Source organism: Marinobacter sp. AL4B, assembly GCF_019916045.1.
In the GTDB taxonomy this organism is placed as follows: domain Bacteria; phylum Pseudomonadota; class Gammaproteobacteria; order Pseudomonadales; family Oleiphilaceae; genus Marinobacter.
Map to the genome: position 1 here is coordinate 14,257 of NZ_JAILWZ010000013.1, position 21,077 is coordinate 35,333.

Here is a 21,077-nt window from a genome sequence, read left to right on the forward strand (position 1 = left end):
TGTTTCACCACTTCTGATCGAGTGGCTGATTGCGTAGGATGATACTAACAGGAAGCGGAAGCTGTTCATCCCACCAACTATGTATGCCCTATGCTGAAAATCTCCAATGCCGTAGAAATTGCCGATTGGGAAATCGAAATCACGCAGATTCGAGCCCAAGGCCCCGGCGGCCAGAACGTCAACAAGGTAGCCTCTGCCGTACACCTTCGTTTCGACATTCAGCGCTCATCGTTGCCGCCCTTTTATAAAGAACGGCTGATGGCGCTTTCTGACCAACGCATCAGCAAAGAGGGCATTGTGATCATCAAGGCACAGTCGTCCCGCACCCTCGAGCTCAACAAAGAAGACGCCTTGGAGCGCCTGAAAGAACTGATTCTGGAAGCCGTGAAAATCCAGAAAACACGACGGCCAACGCGCCCCACCAAAGGTTCCCAACGCCGGCGCGTGGACAAGAAAACCCAGAAAGGCAAAACCAAAGCACTCAGAGGAAAGGTCAAACTCTAAATGCCTCTGCCCTACTACCTCGGTTGCCCTCAGTGGCAAGACCCAAACTGGGCCAAACAGCTGCCATCAGGAGCATCCGCCCTTGCCCGCTATGCCCGTGTGTTCAATACCGTTGAGGGCAACACCACGTTTTACGCAACTCCCAGCAAACAGCAATGCGAGCAATGGCGCAAACAGGTGCCGGATGATTTCCGTTTTCTGCTCAAGCTGCCCCGAGCACTGACACACGAGCACCTGCTCAGCAACGCAGGTTCTGAATTACAGACGTTTCTCGATGTAATAGCGCCCCTGTCAGATGTCCTAGGGCCAATGCTCCTGCAATTACCGGCAGGCTTTGGCCCAAACCGACTCCAGCAACTCTGGCGTTTTTTGGACACAGCACCCGATGCGCTGGACTGGACGGTGGAAGTACGAAATCCGGCGTTTTTTGCCAAGGGCGAGGAAGAGAAAGCTCTGAATCAGGGGCTGCGCCAGCGCAAGCTAGCGCGAGTATGCATGGATAGCCGAGCCTTGTTTTCAGCCATCCCAGACACCGATGTGATCGTAGATGCCCAACGCAAAAAGCCCCGCGTTCCGGTTCATTTGCTCCCCAGTGATGCGCCACCGGTTATTCGCTACATTGGTCACCCGAATCTGGAAACAAATCGGGATTTCCTTGCGCCTTGGGTCTCGCGTGTAAAGGGCTGGTTAGAATCCGGCGTCCGGCCTTACGTATTCATGCACATGCCCGATAACGCACACGCTATTGCGCTGGCCGAGCTTTGGACAGAGTTATTGCGTGAGCAGCTTCCAGTGCTGGAGTCTCTTCCTGTGGATGTTTCAAAACCCCAGCTTGGGCTGTTTTAAAACAGCAGACTTAACCCGCCCGTCACCACAGCAAACAGCACAGACAGCCAAATCAGCGTTTTCCAGGGGAATGGCGGAGAAGGCGGCTCTATCTCGAGCTGCTTCTCCAGATAGTTTCTTAGCAGCCGTGTATTGCGAGTATTCGCTTTATAGATTGCATCAAAGGCATCACCAAATACCGGCAACAAACCACCCACAAAGTCGATGCCCATATTCCGGAGCATGCGCAGTTTGACTCCCTTGCTAGCCCCAGCTCGCTGAGCTTCCACCAACACATAGCTCGCCAGCACCAGACCTGCAACATCACCCACTACCGGCACCACACCAATAATGGCCTCTGCACCGATTTTAAATTTGGTAAACGGGATGCCAATGCTGTTGTCGGTAAAGCGGCTGAATTTATCCAGCCGTTCAAGCGTTGCTCGTTGCCTCGCTTCAATAGGGGCTTTTGCCATTTGCGCTCCAAGCTTCTAGTGAAATCACCCGCCTATTTCGTCATCTGCCCAACGTAAGCTGCGGTGAACGCCGTTTCCTGAAACACTTTCAGGCCGGTCTCGGAGAACGGAATCGGCAGCGGCTTGGACGCGAGCGTAGATTTGATCAATGCCGGCGTCAGCAATCTTACGTCTAACTGAACATCGGCAATCAATTGAATAGCTGCTTCGAGCTTAAAGCTGATCGCGCCGCCGGCAAATTTACCTTTCGGCATTCGTTCTTTGATGGCAACGCCCGCTACCTTGTGTTCCGCCATTAACTCGGAAAACGCCTTCTGAAACTGTTGCAAGTCTTCGCGGGTGTGATTCTTCGGCAGCGACAATTTGCGCACCTTGCACTCCGGCAAACTGAACTGACCACGGTCCAGACTCAGCAAACAGATGACGGCATCGCTGCCACTCAGTTCAACACCACAAATCGTCATAGAAACTTTCCCGATCTCAAAACGGCCTTAACCACAGCACTTCTTGAACTTCAGCCCGCTACCACAACTGCAGGGATCATTGCGCGAAGGCGTTTTGGTTACCGTAACCGTCTCGCCCTTGTTCAACATGGCGGTTAATTCACCAATCGATTCCACCGCGCCTTCACGGGTATCAACGGTAATGTTGGCGTAGAGGTTGGCTTCAGTCACCTGGGCTTCTACCTCATTTTTACGAGCCTCACTGGTCACCACCAACGATAACGGGAACTTCTCGCTGCCACTCTTTTGGCTGGCGTTGGTTTTAAAGCCGCCGTAAGCCGTGTGATGCTGACGGGCGTCTTGCCGGCCTTTGTAGAAAAATTTGTCTGACATGCTGAAATCCTGATGAATGAACGTGCGCCCAGGTTCGCCAAAGAATGCCGCCCCTCGCAAGGCGACGTTTTAACACGCTTAGGGAATGGGATATATAGGCATCCGCTCAAATCTTTAAGAACCTCAGCTATCCGCGGCGTCGTTTGCCGCTTCGGAAACTGGGCTCTCTGCATCGCCGTTTTCCTGCTGCCGCCCGGCTTCTTTCGCGAGCGCCATGCCACCCTGCATCAACAGGGACTTCATACGCGGATCCTTCTGCTCAGCCAACCCTAATGCAAAAGCCGCCAACGCTGCTTCCAGCGGGTTTTTCTGAATGAGCCGTTTAACGGATGCGATGGGAGAAGCGCTGGATTGGCCACCGCCCGAACCGTCCGACTGCGTCGAAGGCAATGGCCGAGTCATGCGGTAAAAGAAAAACGACAGCAACAATAGACAGGACAAGCCCGTCACCGCCAAAGCGCCGGCCCCACCCAACAAAGGGGTCAGCGCGACGGTCGCGGCGTTGACGAGCAAGTAAAAACCGGTAAGCAACAAGGCAACCAGCAACACAAAGCCCAACATAAAGCCTAGAAAAGCGGCGATGGCTTTGCGTAGGGCACCTTGCAACCAATCCGAGTCAGGCATGATCAGCGATCCAAAAACCGACCAACCAACACACCGGCAAGGAACATAAGAACAATACTGAGGAAAGGACGCTCCTCAATCTTATGCTCCACACTCTCGACCGCTTGGCCACTTGCATCCCGGGCTCGGGTGAGCGCTTCGTCTCCGCGCTGCTTTACCTGATCAAATGCGGCAAGGCTTTCCCGTCGAATTTCATCCCGCAGATGGCTAATGTTGCCCTTCTGGCCATCAGCCACACTTTTGGCGAGCGTGGAAAGATCTTCCTGAAGTTTTCTCAGATCCTCACGAACCTGATCGTATTCGGTTTTATCCGATTTTGCTTCCATATCGTGCCTCCTTATCAGTATCGATAACGGCTATTTCGGCTTTGCCACCCCAAAGTGAATAGGGATGGCTAAACTCAATCTAGCACAAGGATCGCAATCTGAAATGAGGACTTGTTAATCTCCGGTTCAGAACGATCCGGACAGCACCTCCTGAAGATCGCTTTTCAGCGCTTCGGGTTCAGTAATCCAGAGTTCGCTGTCGGCACCGGGGAACACACCTACCTCGAGCTTGTCGCGGGTTAGGCCCGGCACCCACTTTTTGAAGAAGTCAGGGAGTGACAATGCTTTCGGAGACAGATCGCCGGAACCACTGGCGTAATCGGCCGCAAAATCCGCACTCGGCCATACGGGCAGATAACCAACACCGTCTTCCTCTGACACAATCTTCAAAAACTGATTGTCTGAATTGACCAATATCCACAGCTCGCGCTCTTCCACCACGGCGTCCAGAAAATAGTCGTATCGTTCCTCGCCATCCATCTCAAGAATCTGGGCTAACGGGTTATCGCTCATTACTGATTCCTTGTGGGAATGTGACCTTTTGGCCTGAATTTATGCCAGAGCAGCCCGAACTTTTTGGCTCAGCTGTCCCATGTCCACCCGGCCGGTTACCTGGGGGCGCAATTCGTTCATGACCTTGCCCATGTCCTGCATCCCCTGAGCGCCGGTTGAACTCACCGCGTCACGGATCAAAACTTCCAATTCTTCATCGGCCAAGGCTGCTGGCATGAACTCTTCGATGATTTTCATTTCCGCGCGTTCTTTATCCGCCAATTCAGCCCGCCCAGCGTCATCATACTGACTAGCAGCATCGCGGCGTTGCTTGAGCATCTTGTCGAGCACTTTCAGAACGTCATCGTCACCAAGCTCGCGGCGCTCATCAACTTCAATCTGTTTCACCGCCGCCTGCGCCATCCGCAAGGTAACCAGCCGCTCCCGTTCTTTGTTGCGCATGGCATTTTTGACCGCCGTGCCAAGTTGTTCCTTGAGTGATGTTTCTGCCATCGTCGGGCTCCTGTTCTATAAATGAGGGGTAAGCGTTGTAGGAAGACCGGAATAATAACCGCATCGGGGGATCCGTCCTACCCTGATAGCATCATCGATCCAATCAAACCCAATAGGAAGCCGGCCACCGCACCCAAAGGTGGGCCCCAGTGTTTCTCCAACCGCGACTGCGGTGCAATGTCCTGAAAGATAATGTAGAGAATACCACCTGCCGCAAACAGCATAATCCCGGACACCAGGTGGTGGGAATCCGACAAAAGAAAATAACCCGCGGCCCCGGCTGCGGGGCCTAGTAATGCCATCAGGGCAAAAATGCCCACGATCTTAAGCCCGCCATAATGGGTTGACTGGGCTAGCTCCCGATAAGAGTTGAAACCTTCCGGCAAATTCTGAAGTGCGATAATGCCGGCCAGCAGCACGCCGCCCTCACTGGAAACGGAAAAGGTCGCTCCCAGCGCCAAAGCCTCCGGTACAAAGTCTGTCAGCATCGCTACCAATTGGCTGGCCGACGATCCCTTCGCCGCCAACCAACGGTCGATCAGCATGAAAATGATCCCACCCGCAGCAAAACACGCAACTACCTCGGGTATTTGCAGATTGGAGATGCCCTCTGGTACCAGAACCAACGCGACGGCTGCCAAGAGCGCGCCACCACCAAAAGCGATCACGCTGTGATGCAGCTCGGATTCCAGCCAGCCTGGGTGAATTCGATCCACCGACGCCAACGCTGCCCCCAATGGCATGGCAGCCCCAGCCATCAATGTGAGTAGTAAAATCTGCAGCAAACCGTTAGCCTGAATCGCCTCAACCATTCTCAATACCGTCCTAGCAGTTCATCCTGACCAACAGCATAAGCGCCCTGATTCCAAAACCAAAATTCCGACTTTTATTACGATCTTTATAATGTTTCGGTTTTCTGCACTGTAAAAAGGTACAGATTGCCCCAATATAAAAAGCATTCGCTCTTACACCCAAAATCAGGACGCCCGCATGAATGCAATCCTCAAGCAATTTCTCTTAGTCTCGAGTATCTACCTACTCGCCCCCAGCGCCAACGCCTTTGGCTTGAATGAAGCTCTTTCTACCGGTGCGATGGCACTTTCGCAGACCACCGAAGTCAACGGAGAGGCCCAGCAGCTGGTTGGCCAGCTAACCGACGAACTGGACGTAACCCAAGCACAAGCGGTAGGCGGCACCGGAGCATTGCTACAACTGGCTCAGAATCAGCTTGGACAAGACGCCATCAACAATTTAAGCGGCGAGGCCTCCGGCCTGTCCAGCCTTATGGGCGGCGGTGGCGGCCTGACCGAAGGCCTGCTCTCCAACATTTCATCGATGGATGGAGTACAGTCAGCTTTCTCGGCATTGGGAATGGATGCGGCCATGGTGCAGCAGTTTGTACCGGTGGTTCTCGACTTCCTAGGCAACCAAGGAATCGGTTCTTCACTGATGGGCCAATTGCAGGGATTGTGGGCACCAGCCGAATAATCCGGCACCCGATCATTTAGCCTGGACGTCTTATCCGAACGCTCTCTCCAGCGTTCGGATACAGGCAATGGGCTGGTCTATCAATGGCACATGCCCGCTGTTTTCAAGAGTGACCAATCTCGCGTTAGGCAACGCAGCCGCCATACGCGCTTGCCCCTCCCAAGGGTACATTTCCGAACGGCGGCCCGCGATCACTGTAGTCGGCACATTCAGCGTTGGCAGAAGCTTTCGGAAATCATACTCCCGCTCAGTGTAAGCACGCATGTGTTGATACAAGGTGTACCAGTTGTCCAAGGGCACAAGCTGACGAGAAATTTGCGGTACCCGCATGAGCTGCCCCGCGCTCCATTTCATCCAGTTGCGACTCAGCGCCGCTCCCATGAAACCGGCCAGATTCTCATGTAACTGTTTTCGCAGGGATGGGGGTAGCGCTTCATACGGTGTTTGAGGATCAATCTTCGACGCTTTATCCAGCAGCGGCTGCCAGCCACGGATTCGCTCAGGCCCCTGTCCTCCGAAAATGCCCCACGGCCAATCCGGGGCATGAGATATGCGAGGAGCCTGATCAATATGGGCGTAATGCCGAATCCCGTCGGTGCCGAACATTTCCATATAACGCAGTGACGTGCTGGCCCCCATGGAGATACCGCCCAAACCAACCGGCTGACCGTGACTGTAGGCACGGATCACGGCATCCAGATCCCTGGCGTGACTGGTCAGTACACAAGATTCACTGCAGCTCAGCCGAGAAGACCCGCCGAATCCTCTAAAGTCAGGAAGAACAAACCGAAACTTATGGGCCAACGGCAACACGATCGGCAGCCAATGACGGCTTTCCATACCAAAACCATGAAGCAGGATAACCACCGGTCCCCGGCCAATTTCCCTTACCTTCAACTTGGCCCCATCATGTGCCGTTACTCGTGCCATCGTTGTCTTTACTCCTGTGCGTTCGATGGCGGTCATTGTCTATGGCGCGATAAGACCGGCACAATGGGCTTATAAGGCCAACCGAGCATCCATACTGTTTTGCGCCAACTTGCGGGCCTGCTCTTCGGTCATTCCCAAACCATCGCGCAGTGCCAGAAAGTTCTCCAACACATAGCCACCGAAATAAGATGGGTCATCCGAGTTCACGGTGACCTTCAAGCCGCGCTCCAACAACTCCAGAATGTTGTGTTCGCTCATGTCCGAAAACACTTGTAGCTTGGTGTTCGATAGAGGGCACACGGTTAGCGGAATTTGCTCATCCGCCAGCCTATCGAGCAATCTCGGATCTTCTGCGGCACGCACGCCGTGGTCTATGCGGTTCACTTTCAGCAAATCCAGCGCATCAACATCGCTCCACGGCAACTCAAGGCTGTTCCGCCGGGCCAGGGTAAACATCAGTTCGGGCTCAAGGGCATCCTCAAGGTGCAGGTGCAGTTCCGCTTTCGGTAACGCTTTCAGCCAGTCTTCGTTCATCGCCGCCTCCGTGGTACAGCTTCTCCAGTGGATGGTATTCACAGCGACATAGGGATCAGCCAAACCGCCTTTATACCCAGTGCCTGCCGCGCGCTTTCCGCTTCCGGCCAGGTCAGCAACCAGCCAAGGACGGCAAGGTTTAGAAGCACCTGCAACCAGAAGGTTGCCTGAAACGAGGTTTTTCGGGTTTTGTGGCGAAAGAATTGCTGGCCTACCAAAGCTCCCGGCCAGCCACAGAGAAGTTCAAACAAGTGCAACCGCCCCTCCGGCACCCGCTGATTACCCCGTTCCGCCGCGCCTTTATCAACAGCGTACATCAGAAACGTAATCAGACTCATCACGCCGTAAGCCGCGGGTAGCAGCATCGGCACATAGCCCAACCAACTCAGCAACCCGAGTGCGCCTAACACCCCGGCAGCAACCAACAACCCCAACCAAACACCCGGCGCGACGGAGGCACTCAAGCGAGCCGCTCCGGAATACTGAAACTGCGATGCCCGCAACCGCCCCTGCTTGTCTTTCGTGAGCGCGAAATTCACTTGGCGCCCGGAGGAAGGCCGGCCCTGCCCCTGATACGCACTAATGTGTGCGAAGATGCGATCGCCACCGTTTTCCGGAGTGATGAAACCAAAGCCTTTGGCGTCGTTCCATGACGTGAGTGATCCTTTCTGATTCAATGTATGCTCCTTCATAATGGTAGCGACGTCGGTTTTCTTCATCGGTATCATCGCATTATAGGCGCGCGCAGCCCCAGAGGGATTCGTTTTCATAGGCACTCAGCACGCAAAACCTGAAAACTGTGCTCAGCAACAGGAGATGTAACCCAATGTCCACAAGCCTCCCTTTTTCTCAAGCTTGTGAGAACAACAAAGCACCGATTCTCGAAAAGCTTCAAGAAATTTTTGTTGCATCAGGTAAGGTGCTGGAAGTGGGCACGGGCACCGGCCAACACGCCGTGCATTTCGCCAAGGCAATGCCTCACCTGCAGTGGCAGCCGACCGACCGTCCACAGGCGGTCGATACCTGTCGCCCTCGATTGGCACAAGCTGCGTTACCCAATACCTTACCGGCGCTAGAACTGGACGTAGCCACTCCCCCTTGGCCCGTCGAAGCCTTCACGTGGGCGTTCTCGGCAAACACCGCCCACATTATGGCTTGGGAAGAAGTCGAGCACATGTTCCGCAACATTGGCGAACGCCTGCCCCAAGAAGGCGCCTTTTGTCTGTATGGCCCATTCAACCGTCAGGGCCGCTATACCAGTGAAAGCAACGCGCACTTCGACCAACACCTGAAGGCCAATGCGGTCCATATGGGCATCCGGGATTTGGAAGAGATCAGTAAACTGGCGGACAATGTAGGGTTAACTCTGTCAGAAAACCATTTAATGCCTGCCAATAACCAACTGCTGGTTTTCAGGACAAAAAGGAGCAAGTTATGAGCAATCAAGTTGACATCAATTATCTGGACCGATGCGTTGAACTGGCCGCAGAAGCGCTAGAGTCCGGCAACCCGCCATTCGGTTCGGTGCTGGTAGATGCAAACGACAATGTAAGGTACGAAGGCCACAATCTCACGGCCGGAGGCGATAGCACGCAGCATCCCGAGTTTGCCATTGCGCGCTGGGCTGCGACCAACATGACGCCTGAAGAGCGTGCTGAATCCACCGTGTACACCTCGGGTGAGCATTGCCCTATGTGCGCCGCAGCTCACGGCTGGGTAGGCCTCGGCCGCATCGTTTATGCCAGCTCTTCAGAGCAGCTCAGCGCCTGGCTGAACGAGATGGACTTGCCACAACCACGGGTCGCAACGCTGCCCATTAATAGCGTCGTACCAAACGTACCGGTTGAAGGCCCATTCCCGGAACAGGCTGAAGCGATTCAACTGCTGCAGAAACAGTATCATGCAGGCCGTTGACCAAAACGTCGTCAAGGTGAGGTGATCCAAAAAAGCAGTTTCGGACTACTTTATCAGTCTTATTCTAATTCCAATGCAAATGGAGTTCTGCATGATTACCGTCCATCACCTGAACAACTCTCGCTCACAGCGCATTCTCTGGATGCTGGAAGAATTGGGCGTGCCGTACGAGATCAAACGTTACGAGCGCGATGCCGAAACCATGCTCGCGCCGGAAAGCCTCAAGAAGGTACACCCGCTAGGCAAATCGCCAGTCATCACCGACGGTGATCTGGTGGTGGCGGAATCCGGCGCAATTATTGAATACCTCGCCAACACCTACGGCAAAGACACCATGCTGCCAGACTCCGGTGGCCAGGCCTGGCTGGATTACACCTACTGGCTGCATTACGCCGAAGGCTCCCTGATGCCGCCGCTGGTGATGCGCTTGGTGTTCGAGAAAGTAAAAACCAGCCCGATGCCCTTCTTTATCAAGCCCGTGGCCAAAGCTATTTCAGACAAAACTAATGAAATCTTTATTGGCCCGATGATCAAAACCCACTTGGATTTTGTCGAAGCCCATCTGGCAAAGAACACATGGTTCCTGGGGGATAACCTCAGCGCGGCGGATATTCAGATGAGCTTCCCGCTGGAAGCCTCAGCAGCACGAGGCATTGTTGGCAAGAACCGACCCAACATCACAGCATGGGTAGAACGCGTACACGCCCGGCCTGCTTACAAATCCGCTCTGGAGAAAGGCGGCGAGTACGATTATGCCTGAATGAATAGCAGGGGCCTTGGTTGTCTGCAAGCATTGTTAACGATGACCACCGACTGTTGCTTAAAGCGACAGTCGCATGACGTTTTCTATTGTTTCTGTAGGCAGCACAACAGGATTAGCTTTCATGGAGGAAGCATTAGCGGCTGCCTGAGCAGCTGACTTAATGTGATCTTCCTTCACACCGATCGAAGCCAATCCCGGCAAGCCATTCTGGACAATCCATTCGTGAAAATTCTGTAGTGCCTTACCTTCAGGCACTTCAAATGCCTCAGCAATCCAACCAATTACATGATCGATTCGGGCCTTGTGCTCTACCTCAACCACGCTATCACGGTTCGCGGCAATGCCCGCAGGCAACAAGGCACCACATATGGCTCCGTGGGGCGCACCACACAAACTGCCTAGCGGCCCGGCAATACCGTGAACAACCCCAAGCCCCGAGTTCGCCAAAGCCAATCCGCCAAATAGACTCACCTGCGCCATAGCATCTCGCGCCTCCCAAGATTCGCCCTTCATCAGCTGCTTTAACGCAAGAAGCCCTTTGGGAATCGCCTCTTTACACAACATATCCGTGAACAGGTTTGAACGCGAAGAGAAATAAGGCTCGACCACCTGAGTGATCGCATCCAATCCTGAATGCAGGGTCACCTGCCTAGGACAGTTATCGGTCAGCGCCGGATCAACCAAGGCAAGATCAGGCAACAATTGATTATCCCTGAGGCTAACCTTGCGCTGGGCATCGGCGACATCAATAACGGCGTTTCGAGTGACCTCCGCGCCGGTACCTGAAGTGGTTGGCACCAGAATCAGCGGCAGGCGCTGAGCAGACAATGGCAACCCGCTACCGACAACTTCCAGATGACTCAACAAATTTGTTTGGCTTGGCAACATCGCAGCCATCACCTTTGCTGAGTCCATAACAGAACCGCCGCCAATTCCCAGCACTAGATCTATACCTAGCGATTTGCATTGATCAATGGCGGCTACAAGCGTTGCCAGCTCCGGCTCTTTTTCGATTTCCAGCGTCTGGACAACGTCCACATCCTTAAGCGATTCAAGTGTCTCGGCGAGCCTGCCGGGATTTTTACCGTGGACAATCAGTGCCCGCTTGCCCAGGTTCGCGGCTCGCTGGTTCAGTTGAGCGACGAGCCCGCGCCCAAACACAATCTCGGTGGGAGTGACTAAACTAAAAGCACTTAACATAACAAACGCCCTGAGAATGAGAGGAACCCTTTTGCGCCAGCGTACCTTGTACTTGGCTTTTCGGGAACGCACGTTTCGCTATTTCAAACATGAACTATCTTGCCTAATAGACGTTTGCTGTTACCATAAATGTTCAATTGAACATCTAGAAATAAAAACCAATGGAGCCGGCCCTCCCAGATGTTCAATAAAAACGCATGGACCGCTCCCGACGGAGAATCACAATGAATTCCCATAAGAAAAAGCTTCCCGGGGTACTGCCCACTGCCGCCTTGGCGGCATCCGTTTTGATGACAGGTTTTAGCGGTCAGGCATTGGCAGACTGCGAAAGGGGCGCACTGGATACGCTGTATTGCGATGAAAACGGCGACATGGTTGCCGACTTGCCTAAAGACAAATCGCAGTGGAACGATCCTGACACTCTGATTTTTGCTTACACCCCAGTTGAAGACCCCGCTATTTACTCCGACATCTGGCAGCCGTTTATCGATCACCTTTCGGAAGTGACCGGCCGTGATGTTCGCTTCTTTGCCGTTCAGTCCAACTCCGCTCAGGTAGAAGCCATGCGCAGTGGCCGTCTGCACATTGCTGGTTTCTCCACAGGCCCGACGCCTTTTGCGGTAAACCTGGCCGGCGCCGTTCCTTTTGCGCTGATGGGCTCTGATTCAGGCCAGTTCGGTTATTCACTGCAGGTTTACACCCACAGCGATTCCGACATTCATGAAATCACCGACCTGAAGGGCAAGCGTGTCGCCCATACTTCCCCGACATCTAACTCCGGCAACCAGGCACCACGCGCTCTGTTCCCGGAATTGGGCGTGGTGCCTGGTGAAGACTATGAAATCACCTTCTCTGGCAGCCATGACCAATCCATGCTGGGCGTTGTTGCCAAAGACTACGACGCAGCTCCGGTCGCGTCTGAAGTGGTAGAGCGCATGGCTGCTCGTGGCCTGTACGACACCGAAGACGTACGCCTGGTGTGGGAATCCGACCGTTTCCCGACCACGTCTTATAACCATGCGCACAATCTGCACCCCGATTTGGTTGAGAAGATCCGTGAAGCCTTTTACACCTTCAAGTTCTCCGGCACCGAGCTGGGTGAAGAGTTCGAAGGCGTAGAGACCTTCATCCCCATCAACTACAAAGACAACTGGAAGGTCATTCGTACCATTCAGGCTTCTAACGGCGTCCAGTACACCCGCGAAAACCTCAAATAAGCAGACCAGGAGCCTCTGACCAAACGTCAGAGGCCCTCCCCGGAGTTAACCACATGCTAGAGATCACCAACCTCGTAAAACGTTACGGGCAAAACGAACCTGTGCTTAAAGGCCTGAATCTGACGGTCGAGGGGAGCAGTGTTGTTTCCATTGTCGGCGCATCCGGCGCCGGTAAAAGCACCCTGCTGCGTTGCATCAACCGGTTGGTTGAGCCGACCTCGGGATCGATCAAGCTGAACGACCACGAGTTGGTCAATCTGCGTGGCAGCGAGCTGCGCCACTCACGTCGGCGCATCGGCATGGTGTTTCAGGGGTTTAACCTGATCGACCGATTGACCGTTATGGAAAACGTGCTGTCCGGGCGTTTGGGCTATGTGTCCTTCTTCCAAGCGTTAACCCGACGCTTTCCGCAATCGGATATCGACCGCGCGTTCAGCCTGATGGAACGTGTGGGCATCGCCCATTACGCCGATAAGCGTGCTGACCAGTTATCCGGTGGTGAGCGCCAGCGTGTGGCGGTGGTACGCGCTCTGATGCAAGAACCTGAAATTCTTCTGGCCGACGAACCTACCGCCTCCCTGGACCCGAAAACCTCGCAACAAATCATGAGCCTGCTGCAAAGCCTCGCCAATGAAATGTCGCTTCCGGTACTGATCAACATTCACAACGTGACTCAGGCGCGCATGTACACCGACCGGATCGTCGGCATGCGTCACGGGCAAATGATTTTTGACGGCGAACCCAAAGACTTCAATCAGGATGCGCTGGATGCCATTTACGGCGGCATTGAATCGCCGGAAGAAGATGCCGGTGAACCCGCATCCCCAACCGAGGAGGCTTCCGCATGACATCCGGCAGAACTGCATCCGATGCAACATCGGGCAGAGTCTGGAAAAAGCCCCCTTTTATAGCCAATCCCTGGATTCGCTATGGCTTGGGCGTGATCATCCTGGCCTACCTGTACTGGGCGTTTTCCACTCTGCCTTTTGACTGGCAGCGCATCGCCGAAGGCTTGCCTCGTGCCGGCAAAATTTTTGGCGGCGCCGTCCCTCCCAGCTTTGAACGGGGCGAACTGCTATGGACCGGTTTCAAAGAGAGCTTCCAGATCGCCTTTCTAGCGACCTTACTGGGCGTTCTGCTATCGGTACCCATTGCGGTGATGGCGGCTCGCAACGTCGCTCCGCTGCCTGTGTATCTGGTAGGCCGCACCCTGATTATTGTCTCCCGCAGCTTTCACCCCGTGATTGTCGCCATTCTATTTGTTGCGGCTGTGGGCTTTGGGCCCGTGGCCGGCATTCTCACCCTGACTCTGTATTCCATCGGTTTTGTCGCCAAGCTGCTGGCGGAAGAGATTGAAGAAATCGACTGGGGCCAAGTGGAAGCCATGCGCTCTGTGGGTGCGGGTTACATGAAGATTCTGGTGTATGGGGTATTTCCTCAGATCATGCCTCGCCAGATTGGCCTGTCGATGTACCAGCTCGACAGCAACCTGCGCGCTTCGGCCGTGGTTGGCATCGTCGGTGCCGGTGGTATCGGTGGCACCTTGATGAACGCATTCGGACGTTACGATTACGACTTCGCCTTTGCCATTTTGCTGATGATCATTGCAATCATTCTGGTCAGTGAAGGCTTGAGCGGATGGGTGAGGAAAAAAATATGGTAGATCACGCAGCAAAACTGACCGACCGAGTCTGGTCACGTTACGACCGTAAGGAACAGTTTACGCGCTATGCGGTTTACCTGATCACCGTCATCGCGGTGGTATGGGCGGTTAGCGACATCGACATCTTTTGGCCCTGGGTATGGGACGCCCCCAACCAGATCCAAAGCCTCGCCGGGCGTATGTGGCCACCGGAGTTCAGCAAATGGGATGCGATTTTCTCCGCTATGCTGGAAACCGTCCACATCGCCACGCTGTCTACCATGCTGACAATCTTCATCGCCTTGCCGGTGTCTTACATTGCCGCGCAAAACACCACGCCGAACAAGGTTACGCTGTGGATTGGCCGGCTTATTCTGGTCTCCAGCCGCTCCGTAAACACCATCATCTGGGCCTTGCTGTTCGTGGCCATTTTTGGTCCCGGTGTACTGGCCGGCATTCTGGCGGTGATGTTCCGCTCGGTGGGATTCATTGGCAAGCTGATGGGCGAGGCCATTGAAGAAATCGACCGCCGCCCCGTTGAAGCCATGGAAGCGACCGGCGCCAGCAAACTGAAAGTGGTGTTGTACGCGATTGTGCCACAGGTGATGCCTGCCTTTTTTGCCATCATCATTCTGCGATGGGACATCAACATCCGCGAATCCACGGTGTTGGGCCTGGTGGGTGCCGGTGGTATCGGGGTGCTGCTGCAAGGCTCCATTGATATGTTCGCTTGGCAAACCGTGGCAACCATTCTGCTCGCCATCGTTGTATTGGTCATTCTGGGCGAGGCGCTGACCAGCGTCCTGCGTAAGAAAGTGATCTGACCTTGCAGTGCTTGTCGCCTGAAACATTTTGGGCGACAAGCACTCACGCTGTGAACTGGACACCCCCTGCTATGAAAGACCTTATCGATTTTGGCACTGCCGATATTCTGTTCACCGATGTGGACGACACACTCACCACCGGTGGCCGGCTGTTGCCAGAAACTTATCTTGCCCTCTGCCGCCTGGCCGAAGCTGGCATTAGCATTATCCCGGTAACCGGTGGCTGTGCAGGCTGGTGCGATCAGATCATTCGCACCTGGCCCGTTAAAGCGGTGATTGGCGAAGGCGGAGCCTTCTATGCCGAGCGCACAGCCCCGCAAACGATCGCTTGGCACTATTGGGAAAATGAAGCCAAACATCAGCACGACCAACAAGCGATTTTAGAGGCCGTCGCCGCCCTGGAACTGGACTTCGAACCCAAGCTGGCAACCGACCAACGCTTCCGGTTTGTGGATGTGGCCGTAGATTACAACCAGCAGGAAACGCTCACACCAGAACAGGTGAAGGCCATTCACGATCCGCTGGTGGCTCAGGGCTTCAGCGTTCGGCAGAGTTCTATCCACCTCAATATTTGGCTGGGTGAGTTCGACAAATCCACCATGTCTCTTCGAGTCGGACAAGAACTGCTGGGGCTTGATCCCGAAGCCTTGCGAAAGCGCACTGTCTTCATTGGGGATGCGCCGAACGATGAAAGCATGTTCCGCAACTTTCCAATGAGCGTCGGGGTCGCTAACATTCGCAAGCATTTACCTGTGATGACGCACCAACCTGCCGCGATTGCCAGCCAGCCGTCGGGCTTGGGCTTTGCGGAAATGGCTGAGGTCTGGCTGCAACATCGCACTTGATTGAGTACGGAGTCTGATGAGCGCCAAAGAACGCCAACGCTGCATCCTGGAATGGGTGCATGAACAAGAGCATGTCGAAGTTGAAGACATTGCCCAGCGTTTTGGCGTGACCACGCAAACCATTCGCCGCGACATCAACAAAATGTGCGAACAGGGCTTACTGCGGCGCCGCTACGGCGGCGTCAGCTTGCCCGCTAAGCCAGTGCAGCCCCCAGTCTCCCTGCCCGAAGAGCCTGTCCCCAATCTGCTTGCCAAACAGCAAATAGCCCATCGCGTTGCCGCCGACATTCCGGAAGGTGCCACGGTAAGCCTGGGCGTTGGCAGCACGATCGAGCTTGTCGCCCAAGCACTGATTGGGCACACCTCACTGCGCATATTGACCAACAACTTTCGTGTCGCGGCGGCACTTTCAGGCAACTCTGGGATTGAAGTGATTGTTTCCGGTGGCACCTACCGCCACGCTCATCACGACGTAGTGGGGCCAGAAGTCACCAACTTCTTCAGTTCGTTCACAACCGATTTCGGCATTGTCAGCACCGGCAGCCTGGACTTGGTTAACGGCTTGATGGATCACGAGATCCGCGAAGCGGAAGTCAGCAGAGCCATCATTGCCAACACCTGCGCCCGCCTTCTGGTTGCGGATCACAGCAAATGGACGCACGATTCACACTGCAAAGTCGCCTCGTTCAACTACGTTGACCGTTTCTATACCGACAGAATTCTGAACAAGGAGCGAATAGGCCTGCCAGGGTCTGTCGAGATCATCGAATGCAAATTTGAAAATAATTGTGAAAAAACTTTGCAACGCCCCTGAATTCGCGTACCTTGTCTCTCGTTGGAAAGATTTAGCAAAGCATTTCACGAATAAGACATTTCAAGTAGTCATACTTCTAGTCCTGTTTTTGACCCTGCACGTTTTTATGTTTCCGCATTCGCTGATCAAAGATCACAACGATCTCTTGGCGGCAAATTATTGATTAAAATCAGGTTATATATTATGTCTACAGTTACCGGCACCGTTAAGTTCTTCAACGAAGCAAAAGGTTTTGGCTTTATCACTCGTGAAAGCGGCCCAGACGTTTTTGTTCACTACAGCGCTATTCAAGGCGGCGGATTCAAGACTCTGGCTGAAGGCCAGCAAGTAGAGTTCACCGTAACTGACGGCCAGAAAGGCCCTCAGGCAGAGAACGTTGTTGGCCTGTAATTAACAGGAACAACGTAATCTAAAAAAGGCAGCCTAGGCTGCCTTTTTTATTGCGATCAGAAAAATACTCGATTACTTCTTCAGACTGATCTGCCTTGAACCGGTGGGGAACGTTTGCCCACTCTTGCCCTTACCTACTTGCTCAACCGTACCGCCCGCTTTTAGAAATGCAGCGGTCTGCTCTTCAATCGTGGCTGAAGTTAAAGTCGCTTTTTCGTTCTTCTTACTCATTTGAATTACCTCTTCCACTTCGGTTTCGGTTTATTTACCAACCTAAGCTTCCATACTATAGGAATTAGAAATAAATTGTTTGAAATGTAAGCAAAAGCACTTTTGTAAACCAGACGAAGAAACGCCCCACCGGCAATTTCTCCGCCTGTCTTGCCGCTTTGGACAGCGACTAATTAACCTTGCCGACTCTATTGCCCGTAGCTTTCAACATCCACTTTAGAGTACACCTCATCCCAATAAATCTGCGTCAGCTCTTCGCTGCTATCCACATCCTTCACAAGTGTCACCCATTTGGTTAACAACGAGCGGAAGGACTCCACTAATTGAGTGGACGATGTCAGACCGTGGTTATCTGCGTACTTGGAAGCGATAGCCTTCAAATCCTGCTCGATAAATTCGCGCGTGACTTTCACCAGACTCGCACCCGCCTCGTGAACGTTAATGCCTTGCTCTTCGGCAGTTTTCATATTTTCGACGGCTGCCTGGGCATACCCCCAGCTAAGGGCACTGGCATGCGCGGCCGAAGCGTGGAGCATCGTTCTACGTTCGCTAGGCTTCAGACTTTTCCATACGTCAGCATTGATATTGTTGGCAACACCGGAAAAGACACCGCCTGGCATATTCGGTGTCATGTCAGACGTCACTTCCATCAACTTTACAATGGTTAGCTCAGGCGCTGAGTGCACGGAGCAATCCACAACACCCTGGCTCAAGGCTTCATAGGTTTCATGCTGAGGAATAGACACCGCAGTTGCACCCACTTCGTCGGCCCAGCGTGCCCATTGAGCACCGCCTATGCGCAGGCGCTTACCTTTTATATCTTCCAGAGTGCTTACCGGCTTGTTGCAAATCAGGAAATATGACGAGGTGCCGCCGCCGCCCAGAAACAGTTGGTTTTGTTGTTTGTATTCAGTGACGCAACTTGGGCAATTAAAGAAAACATACTCAGCCATCGCACCGGCAAAGGCCAGACCTACATTCTCGGTGGGTGCATCAACCATTTCAATGAGCATTGTGAGCTCAGTGGCAAGATTGGTACTCGGAAAATCAGATGGAAAATACGGTGTTAAAACCAGCCCGCTGTCCGCCATCCCGTCCCGAATACCGGGAGGAATTTCGCTAAACCCCAGTAACGACTGCGCATACACTTTTGCTGTCAGCTCACCGCCGGAATGAGTTTCAACATCTTTCGCAAAAACCTCAGCAGCCTTTGCCCCGATGGAGCCTGGTGAATATCCCGTGGCGTAGCTCAATTGTTTTGCTTCCACCACTCCGGTTATCGCTACTCCCGCGAGAATGGCCGAAAGTACCCCACGTTTAAGTCTGTTTGGACGGTTCATTATTATTCACCTGTATATGCTCAATATTGTTGTAGTCAGTTGCCGACGTTCGCCAGGCAGGATTATTGGGAGCTCGCACCGGCCATATCATGTTGGGAGTAAATCAAACGCTTCGAAATCGTCGAAAGCGACGAATCTTTCATTGGCATCCATATTCCATCTCAACGGAAGCGTTCCAAACACTCAGCCACCGAATGTACTTTTCGTCGTTTCAGACGATGTCTGTTACAGGATCATCGACTCATTATAAACAGGGTTCCCGAGGAGCGAGCTGTGCGCACCTCCCCGTCAACAACAATATGCTAGAGGTTCTAACATGACAGCAGTCACTCCCAAACCGCTGTGGCAGCCAAGCCAAGCGCGCATCGAGCAGAGTCAGATCAAAGGCTTCATGGACTGGCTTGGCGAGACAAAATCGCTGTACTTCACTGATTACAATTCGCTTTGGGAATGGTCGGTAGAAGCTCTGGAAGATTTTTGGGCTGCGTTTTGGGAATTCTATGACATTCAGTCAACTACCCCTTATCGACGGGTTCTGAGCAGTCACGAAATGCCCGGCGCTAAATGGTTCGAAGGTGCCCGGCTAAATTTTGCAGAGCAGGCTTTTCGTTTTCACCACGAAAACCCGGATCGTGCAGCCATTATATCTCGTTCAGAATTACGCCCGACCGAATCCATCTCCTGGGCGGAAATGCGCAGCCAGATAGCATCAGTCGCCTTTGCTTTAAGGCAAATGGGCGTTGAACCAGGCGACCGGGTTGTTGCCTACCTCCCAAACATTCCGGAAGCTGTCATCGCGTTTTATGCTTGCGCAAGCATCGGCGCAATCTGGTCCAGCTGCTCACCGGATATGGGTGTTCGAAGCGTGACCGATCGTTTCCGACAGATTGATCCAAAAGTCATGCTGGCGGTAGATGGCTACAGGTACGGAGGCAAGGATTTCGATCGTCTTGAGGTTCTGAAAAATCTCAAAATCGAACTTCCGACACTGGAAAACGTGATTCTTCTGCCCTATTTAAAGCCCGATGCCCGGCTTGAAAATGCAACCTTATGGGACGATTTACTAGGGCACGACGTTCCCATGAAGTTTGAGCACCTTCCGTTTGACCACCCTCTCTGGATCGTCTATTCGTCGGGCACTACAGGCATGCCGAAGCCAATTGTCCACGGCCATGGCGGTGCATTGCTTGAAGGCATGCTCGGCCACGGCCTTCATATGGACCTTGGCCCCCAGGATCACTATATGTGGTTCTCGACCACGGGCTGGATCATGTGGAATTGCCAGATTAGTGGCCTTTTGCTTGGGTCAACTATCTGCCTGTTCGACGGAAATCCGGGCTACCCCGATCTGGGAACACTTTGGCGTTTTGCAGAAGAAGCCGAGGCAACCTTTTTCGGGGCTGGCGCGGCGTATTATCTAAGCTGTCTGAAAGCTGGTGTTGAGATCGACCAGATTGCAGACCTCACAAAAATTCGCTCCATTGGATCAACCGGTTCCCCCTTGCCCGAACAAGGATACAAGTGGATTAAAGATCAGTTTGGTGACGTGCTGATTGCACCGATTAGCGGAGGCACAGACGTCGCTGCGTTTTATGTCGGCTCCTGCCCAATCATGCCTCTTTATGAAGGTGAAATGCAGTGTCGTACTTTGGGCACGGCCGTTTACGCGATGGATGATAGCGGCAACGTCATTGAAGACGAGGTAGGCGAACTGGTCGTCACCAAACCCATGCCATCGATGCCCCTGTATTTTTGGGGAGATGACAATGGCAAGCGCTATCACGAAAGCTATTTCGACGTCTTCCCGAAACTGTGGAGGCATGGTGATTGGGTGCGTATAACGCCTCGGGGCGGCGCAGTCATTTACGGCCGTTCAGACACCACGATCAACCGCCAAGGAATCCGAATGGGCACAAGCGAAATATATCGCGTTGTTGAAGAGGCTCAGGAGATTGTGGACAGTCTGGTGGTCGACTTGGAATACTTGGGGCGCGATCCCTACATGCCATTGTTTGTAGTATTACGCGAAGGCTCGTCGCTCACAACCGAACTGGACCAACGCCTTCGTAGCGCCATACGCACCCACCTCTCAGCCCGGCACGTGCCGAACGAGATCGTTGAAGTCACTGAGATTCCCCGGACGTTAACAGGCAAAAAAATGGAATTACCGGTCAAAAAACTGTTGCAGGGAGCCCCCCAACAGAGCGTCGCCAACCCCGACGCCATGGCCAACCCAAACAGCCTTAACTATTTCGTAGAGTTTGCAAAACAGCACAAAACCGCCATTACCTGAAAAAGAGGCCTCCGGGCGCCGCAAGCTTCCCATTTAGAAGCTGCGGCTCCCTACGA

At 53.5% G+C, this 21,077-nt stretch carries 27 protein-coding genes and 1 pseudogene; 14 read left to right on the top strand and 14 right to left on the bottom strand.

Annotated elements, in window-relative coordinates:
- Positions 1–90 precede the first annotated feature (90 nt).
- On the top strand, positions 91–504 hold the full coding sequence (gene arfB, locus K5L82_RS10310; protein ID WP_133004752.1) for an alternative ribosome rescue aminoacyl-tRNA hydrolase ArfB: 414 nt from the start codon (positions 91–93) through the stop codon (positions 502–504).
- Positions 505–1,350, top strand: coding sequence for a DUF72 domain-containing protein (locus K5L82_RS10315; RefSeq protein ID WP_223134089.1), 846 nt, complete (start codon positions 505–507; stop codon positions 1,348–1,350).
- On the opposite strand, the gene K5L82_RS10320 is transcribed toward K5L82_RS10315, so the two are convergent.
- From K5L82_RS10320 to K5L82_RS10355, 8 genes are all read right to left on the bottom strand, one after another.
- Complete coding sequence (locus K5L82_RS10320; protein ID WP_133004750.1) at positions 1,347–1,805, bottom strand: DUF4112 domain-containing protein; 459 nt, start codon at positions 1,803–1,805, stop codon at positions 1,347–1,349. The two genes, K5L82_RS10315 and K5L82_RS10320, sit on opposite strands and share 4 nt — an antisense overlap.
- Before the next feature lie 32 nt (positions 1,806–1,837).
- Positions 1,838–2,269: a DUF3010 family protein gene (locus K5L82_RS10325; RefSeq protein WP_223134090.1), complete on the bottom strand. Its 432-nt coding sequence runs from the start codon at positions 2,267–2,269 to the stop codon at positions 1,838–1,840.
- A gap of 27 nt (positions 2,270–2,296) precedes the next feature.
- Positions 2,297–2,641 carry a PBPRA1643 family SWIM/SEC-C metal-binding motif protein gene (locus tag K5L82_RS10330; RefSeq protein WP_223134091.1) on the bottom strand — a complete coding sequence of 115 codons (345 nt, stop codon included), beginning with the start codon at positions 2,639–2,641 and terminating at the stop codon, positions 2,297–2,299.
- Between the two features lie 123 nt (positions 2,642–2,764).
- Positions 2,765–3,265 carry a hypothetical protein gene (locus K5L82_RS10335; protein ID WP_223134092.1) on the bottom strand — a complete coding sequence of 167 codons (501 nt, stop codon included), beginning with the start codon at positions 3,263–3,265 and terminating at the stop codon, positions 2,765–2,767.
- 2 nt (positions 3,266–3,267) lie between these two features.
- Positions 3,268–3,591: a YqjD family protein gene (locus tag K5L82_RS10340; RefSeq protein WP_133004746.1), complete on the bottom strand. Its 324-nt coding sequence runs from the start codon at positions 3,589–3,591 to the stop codon at positions 3,268–3,270.
- Positions 3,592–3,717: 126 nt separating this feature from the next.
- Complete coding sequence (locus K5L82_RS10345; RefSeq protein ID WP_223134093.1) at positions 3,718–4,104, bottom strand: DUF2750 domain-containing protein; 387 nt, start codon at positions 4,102–4,104, stop codon at positions 3,718–3,720.
- A 39-nt stretch (positions 4,105–4,143) separates the two neighbouring features.
- A complete protein-coding gene (locus tag K5L82_RS10350; RefSeq protein WP_223134094.1) occupies positions 4,144–4,596 on the bottom strand; it encodes a GatB/YqeY domain-containing protein in 453 nt (150 codons plus the stop codon).
- 77 nt (positions 4,597–4,673) lie between these two features.
- Positions 4,674–5,408: a ZIP family metal transporter gene (locus K5L82_RS10355; RefSeq protein ID WP_133004743.1), complete on the bottom strand. Its 735-nt coding sequence runs from the start codon at positions 5,406–5,408 to the stop codon at positions 4,674–4,676.
- Positions 5,409–5,586: 178 nt separating this feature from the next.
- On the opposite strand from K5L82_RS10355, the gene K5L82_RS10360 reads away from it, so the two are divergent.
- Complete coding sequence (locus tag K5L82_RS10360) at positions 5,587–6,084, top strand: DUF2780 domain-containing protein (protein WP_133004742.1); 498 nt, start codon at positions 5,587–5,589, stop codon at positions 6,082–6,084.
- A gap of 30 nt (positions 6,085–6,114) precedes the next feature.
- On the opposite strand, the gene K5L82_RS10365 is transcribed toward K5L82_RS10360, so the two are convergent.
- From K5L82_RS10365 to K5L82_RS10375, 3 genes and pseudogenes are all read right to left on the bottom strand, one after another.
- Positions 6,115–7,014 (bottom strand): alpha/beta fold hydrolase, encoded by a 900-nt coding sequence (locus tag K5L82_RS10365; RefSeq protein ID WP_223134095.1) that lies wholly within the window; start codon positions 7,012–7,014, stop codon positions 6,115–6,117.
- Positions 7,015–7,083: 69 nt separating this feature from the next.
- Positions 7,084–7,419: pseudogene (locus tag K5L82_RS10370) on the bottom strand (adenosine deaminase); the annotation flags it as partial.
- A 167-nt stretch (positions 7,420–7,586) separates the two neighbouring features.
- Positions 7,587–8,318, bottom strand: a complete 732-nt coding sequence (locus K5L82_RS10375; RefSeq protein WP_262492637.1) for a cold shock and DUF1294 domain-containing protein — start codon at positions 8,316–8,318, stop codon at positions 7,587–7,589.
- Positions 8,319–8,374: 56 nt separating this feature from the next.
- Between K5L82_RS10375 and K5L82_RS10380 the strand changes: the two genes are divergently transcribed.
- The 3 genes from K5L82_RS10380 to K5L82_RS10390 all read left to right on the top strand — a co-directional run bounded on the left by K5L82_RS10380 (position 8,375) and on the right by K5L82_RS10390 (position 10,222).
- Positions 8,375–8,986, top strand: a complete 612-nt coding sequence (locus K5L82_RS10380; protein WP_223134097.1) for a DUF938 domain-containing protein — start codon at positions 8,375–8,377, stop codon at positions 8,984–8,986.
- Positions 8,983–9,462: a nucleoside deaminase gene (locus tag K5L82_RS10385; protein WP_223134098.1), complete on the top strand. Its 480-nt coding sequence runs from the start codon at positions 8,983–8,985 to the stop codon at positions 9,460–9,462. The genes K5L82_RS10380 and K5L82_RS10385 overlap by 4 nt, the downstream gene beginning before the upstream one ends.
- 91 nt (positions 9,463–9,553) lie before the next feature.
- Entirely contained in the window at positions 9,554–10,222 is a 669-nt protein-coding gene (locus tag K5L82_RS10390; protein WP_223134099.1) for a glutathione S-transferase family protein, read from the top strand.
- A 60-nt stretch (positions 10,223–10,282) separates the two neighbouring features.
- Here the strand turns inward: K5L82_RS10390 and K5L82_RS10395 are convergent, their stop codons facing one another.
- The gene (locus K5L82_RS10395; protein WP_223134100.1) at positions 10,283–11,425 is read right to left on the bottom strand and encodes an iron-containing alcohol dehydrogenase; all 1,143 of its coding nucleotides are present in this window, start codon (positions 11,423–11,425) and stop codon (positions 10,283–10,285) included.
- Positions 11,426–11,649: 224 nt separating this feature from the next.
- Between K5L82_RS10395 and phnD the strand changes: the two genes are divergently transcribed.
- From phnD to K5L82_RS10430, 7 genes are all read left to right on the top strand, one after another.
- Positions 11,650–12,642, top strand: coding sequence for a phosphate/phosphite/phosphonate ABC transporter substrate-binding protein (gene phnD, locus K5L82_RS10400; protein ID WP_133004735.1), 993 nt, complete (start codon positions 11,650–11,652; stop codon positions 12,640–12,642).
- 53 nt (positions 12,643–12,695) lie between these two features.
- Entirely contained in the window at positions 12,696–13,490 is a 795-nt protein-coding gene (gene phnC, locus K5L82_RS10405; RefSeq protein ID WP_133004734.1) for a phosphonate ABC transporter ATP-binding protein, read from the top strand.
- Positions 13,487–14,305: a phosphonate ABC transporter, permease protein PhnE gene (gene phnE, locus K5L82_RS10410; protein WP_133004733.1), complete on the top strand. Its 819-nt coding sequence runs from the start codon at positions 13,487–13,489 to the stop codon at positions 14,303–14,305. Before phnC ends, phnE (K5L82_RS10410) begins: the two co-directional genes overlap by 4 nt.
- Positions 14,299–15,108, top strand: coding sequence for a phosphonate ABC transporter, permease protein PhnE (gene phnE / locus K5L82_RS10415; RefSeq protein WP_223134101.1), 810 nt, complete (start codon positions 14,299–14,301; stop codon positions 15,106–15,108). Before phnE (K5L82_RS10410) ends, phnE (K5L82_RS10415) begins: the two co-directional genes overlap by 7 nt.
- A 71-nt stretch (positions 15,109–15,179) precedes the next feature.
- Positions 15,180–15,953: an HAD-IIB family hydrolase gene (locus tag K5L82_RS10420; protein WP_223134102.1), complete on the top strand. Its 774-nt coding sequence runs from the start codon at positions 15,180–15,182 to the stop codon at positions 15,951–15,953.
- Between the two features lie 16 nt (positions 15,954–15,969).
- Positions 15,970–16,767, top strand: coding sequence for a DeoR/GlpR family DNA-binding transcription regulator (locus K5L82_RS10425; RefSeq protein ID WP_223134103.1), 798 nt, complete (start codon positions 15,970–15,972; stop codon positions 16,765–16,767).
- A 183-nt stretch (positions 16,768–16,950) separates the two neighbouring features.
- Positions 16,951–17,157, top strand: a complete 207-nt coding sequence (locus K5L82_RS10430; protein WP_114334296.1) for a cold-shock protein — start codon at positions 16,951–16,953, stop codon at positions 17,155–17,157.
- A 72-nt stretch (positions 17,158–17,229) separates the two neighbouring features.
- Here the strand turns inward: K5L82_RS10430 and K5L82_RS10435 are convergent, their stop codons facing one another.
- Both K5L82_RS10435 and K5L82_RS10440 read right to left on the bottom strand, forming a co-directional pair.
- Complete coding sequence (locus tag K5L82_RS10435; protein ID WP_165823629.1) at positions 17,230–17,388, bottom strand: hypothetical protein; 159 nt, start codon at positions 17,386–17,388, stop codon at positions 17,230–17,232.
- 188 nt (positions 17,389–17,576) lie between these two features.
- The gene (locus tag K5L82_RS10440) at positions 17,577–18,728 is read right to left on the bottom strand and encodes a C4-dicarboxylate TRAP transporter substrate-binding protein (RefSeq protein WP_133004729.1); all 1,152 of its coding nucleotides are present in this window, start codon (positions 18,726–18,728) and stop codon (positions 17,577–17,579) included.
- A 316-nt stretch (positions 18,729–19,044) separates the two neighbouring features.
- On the opposite strand from K5L82_RS10440, the gene K5L82_RS10445 reads away from it, so the two are divergent.
- Positions 19,045–21,021: an acetoacetate--CoA ligase gene (locus K5L82_RS10445; RefSeq protein ID WP_223134104.1), complete on the top strand. Its 1,977-nt coding sequence runs from the start codon at positions 19,045–19,047 to the stop codon at positions 21,019–21,021.
- Positions 21,022–21,077: the final 56 nt, after the last annotated feature.

What these genes read in the sequence shown, in the direction of transcription:
- K5L82_RS10435 (WP_165823629.1), bottom strand. Translation starts at nt 17,388, where the DNA reads ATGAGTAAGAAGAACGAAAAAGCGACTTTAACTTCAGCCACGATTGAA.
- phnC (WP_133004734.1), top strand. Translation starts at nt 12,696, where the DNA reads ATGCTAGAGATCACCAACCTCGTAAAACGTTACGGGCAAAACGAACCT.
- K5L82_RS10320 (WP_133004750.1), bottom strand. Translation starts at nt 1,805, where the DNA reads ATGGCAAAAGCCCCTATTGAAGCGAGGCAACGAGCAACGCTTGAACGG.
- K5L82_RS10340 (WP_133004746.1), bottom strand. Translation starts at nt 3,591, where the DNA reads ATGGAAGCAAAATCGGATAAAACCGAATACGATCAGGTTCGTGAGGAT.
- K5L82_RS10325 (WP_223134090.1), bottom strand. Translation starts at nt 2,269, where the DNA reads ATGACGATTTGTGGTGTTGAACTGAGTGGCAGCGATGCCGTCATCTGT.
- K5L82_RS10440 (WP_133004729.1), bottom strand. Translation starts at nt 18,728, where the DNA reads ATGAACCGTCCAAACAGACTTAAACGTGGGGTACTTTCGGCCATTCTC.
- K5L82_RS10445 (WP_223134104.1), top strand. Translation starts at nt 19,045, where the DNA reads ATGACAGCAGTCACTCCCAAACCGCTGTGGCAGCCAAGCCAAGCGCGC.
- arfB (WP_133004752.1), top strand. Translation starts at nt 91, where the DNA reads ATGCTGAAAATCTCCAATGCCGTAGAAATTGCCGATTGGGAAATCGAA.
- K5L82_RS10315 (WP_223134089.1), top strand. Translation starts at nt 505, where the DNA reads ATGCCTCTGCCCTACTACCTCGGTTGCCCTCAGTGGCAAGACCCAAAC.
- K5L82_RS10420 (WP_223134102.1), top strand. Translation starts at nt 15,180, where the DNA reads ATGAAAGACCTTATCGATTTTGGCACTGCCGATATTCTGTTCACCGAT.
- K5L82_RS10430 (WP_114334296.1), top strand. Translation starts at nt 16,951, where the DNA reads ATGTCTACAGTTACCGGCACCGTTAAGTTCTTCAACGAAGCAAAAGGT.
- K5L82_RS10360 (WP_133004742.1), top strand. Translation starts at nt 5,587, where the DNA reads ATGAATGCAATCCTCAAGCAATTTCTCTTAGTCTCGAGTATCTACCTA.
- K5L82_RS10330 (WP_223134091.1), bottom strand. Translation starts at nt 2,641, where the DNA reads ATGTCAGACAAATTTTTCTACAAAGGCCGGCAAGACGCCCGTCAGCAT.
- K5L82_RS10375 (WP_262492637.1), bottom strand. Translation starts at nt 8,318, where the DNA reads ATGAAAACGAATCCCTCTGGGGCTGCGCGCGCCTATAATGCGATGATA.
- phnE (WP_133004733.1), top strand. Translation starts at nt 13,487, where the DNA reads ATGACATCCGGCAGAACTGCATCCGATGCAACATCGGGCAGAGTCTGG.
- phnE (WP_223134101.1), top strand. Translation starts at nt 14,299, where the DNA reads ATGGTAGATCACGCAGCAAAACTGACCGACCGAGTCTGGTCACGTTAC.
- K5L82_RS10365 (WP_223134095.1), bottom strand. Translation starts at nt 7,014, where the DNA reads ATGGCACGAGTAACGGCACATGATGGGGCCAAGTTGAAGGTAAGGGAA.
- K5L82_RS10395 (WP_223134100.1), bottom strand. Translation starts at nt 11,425, where the DNA reads ATGTTAAGTGCTTTTAGTTTAGTCACTCCCACCGAGATTGTGTTTGGG.
- K5L82_RS10380 (WP_223134097.1), top strand. Translation starts at nt 8,375, where the DNA reads ATGTCCACAAGCCTCCCTTTTTCTCAAGCTTGTGAGAACAACAAAGCA.
- K5L82_RS10355 (WP_133004743.1), bottom strand. Translation starts at nt 5,408, where the DNA reads ATGGTTGAGGCGATTCAGGCTAACGGTTTGCTGCAGATTTTACTACTC.
- K5L82_RS10345 (WP_223134093.1), bottom strand. Translation starts at nt 4,104, where the DNA reads ATGAGCGATAACCCGTTAGCCCAGATTCTTGAGATGGATGGCGAGGAA.
- K5L82_RS10350 (WP_223134094.1), bottom strand. Translation starts at nt 4,596, where the DNA reads ATGGCAGAAACATCACTCAAGGAACAACTTGGCACGGCGGTCAAAAAT.
- K5L82_RS10425 (WP_223134103.1), top strand. Translation starts at nt 15,970, where the DNA reads ATGAGCGCCAAAGAACGCCAACGCTGCATCCTGGAATGGGTGCATGAA.
- K5L82_RS10390 (WP_223134099.1), top strand. Translation starts at nt 9,554, where the DNA reads ATGATTACCGTCCATCACCTGAACAACTCTCGCTCACAGCGCATTCTC.
- phnD (WP_133004735.1), top strand. Translation starts at nt 11,650, where the DNA reads ATGAATTCCCATAAGAAAAAGCTTCCCGGGGTACTGCCCACTGCCGCC.
- K5L82_RS10335 (WP_223134092.1), bottom strand. Translation starts at nt 3,265, where the DNA reads ATGCCTGACTCGGATTGGTTGCAAGGTGCCCTACGCAAAGCCATCGCC.
- K5L82_RS10385 (WP_223134098.1), top strand. Translation starts at nt 8,983, where the DNA reads ATGAGCAATCAAGTTGACATCAATTATCTGGACCGATGCGTTGAACTG.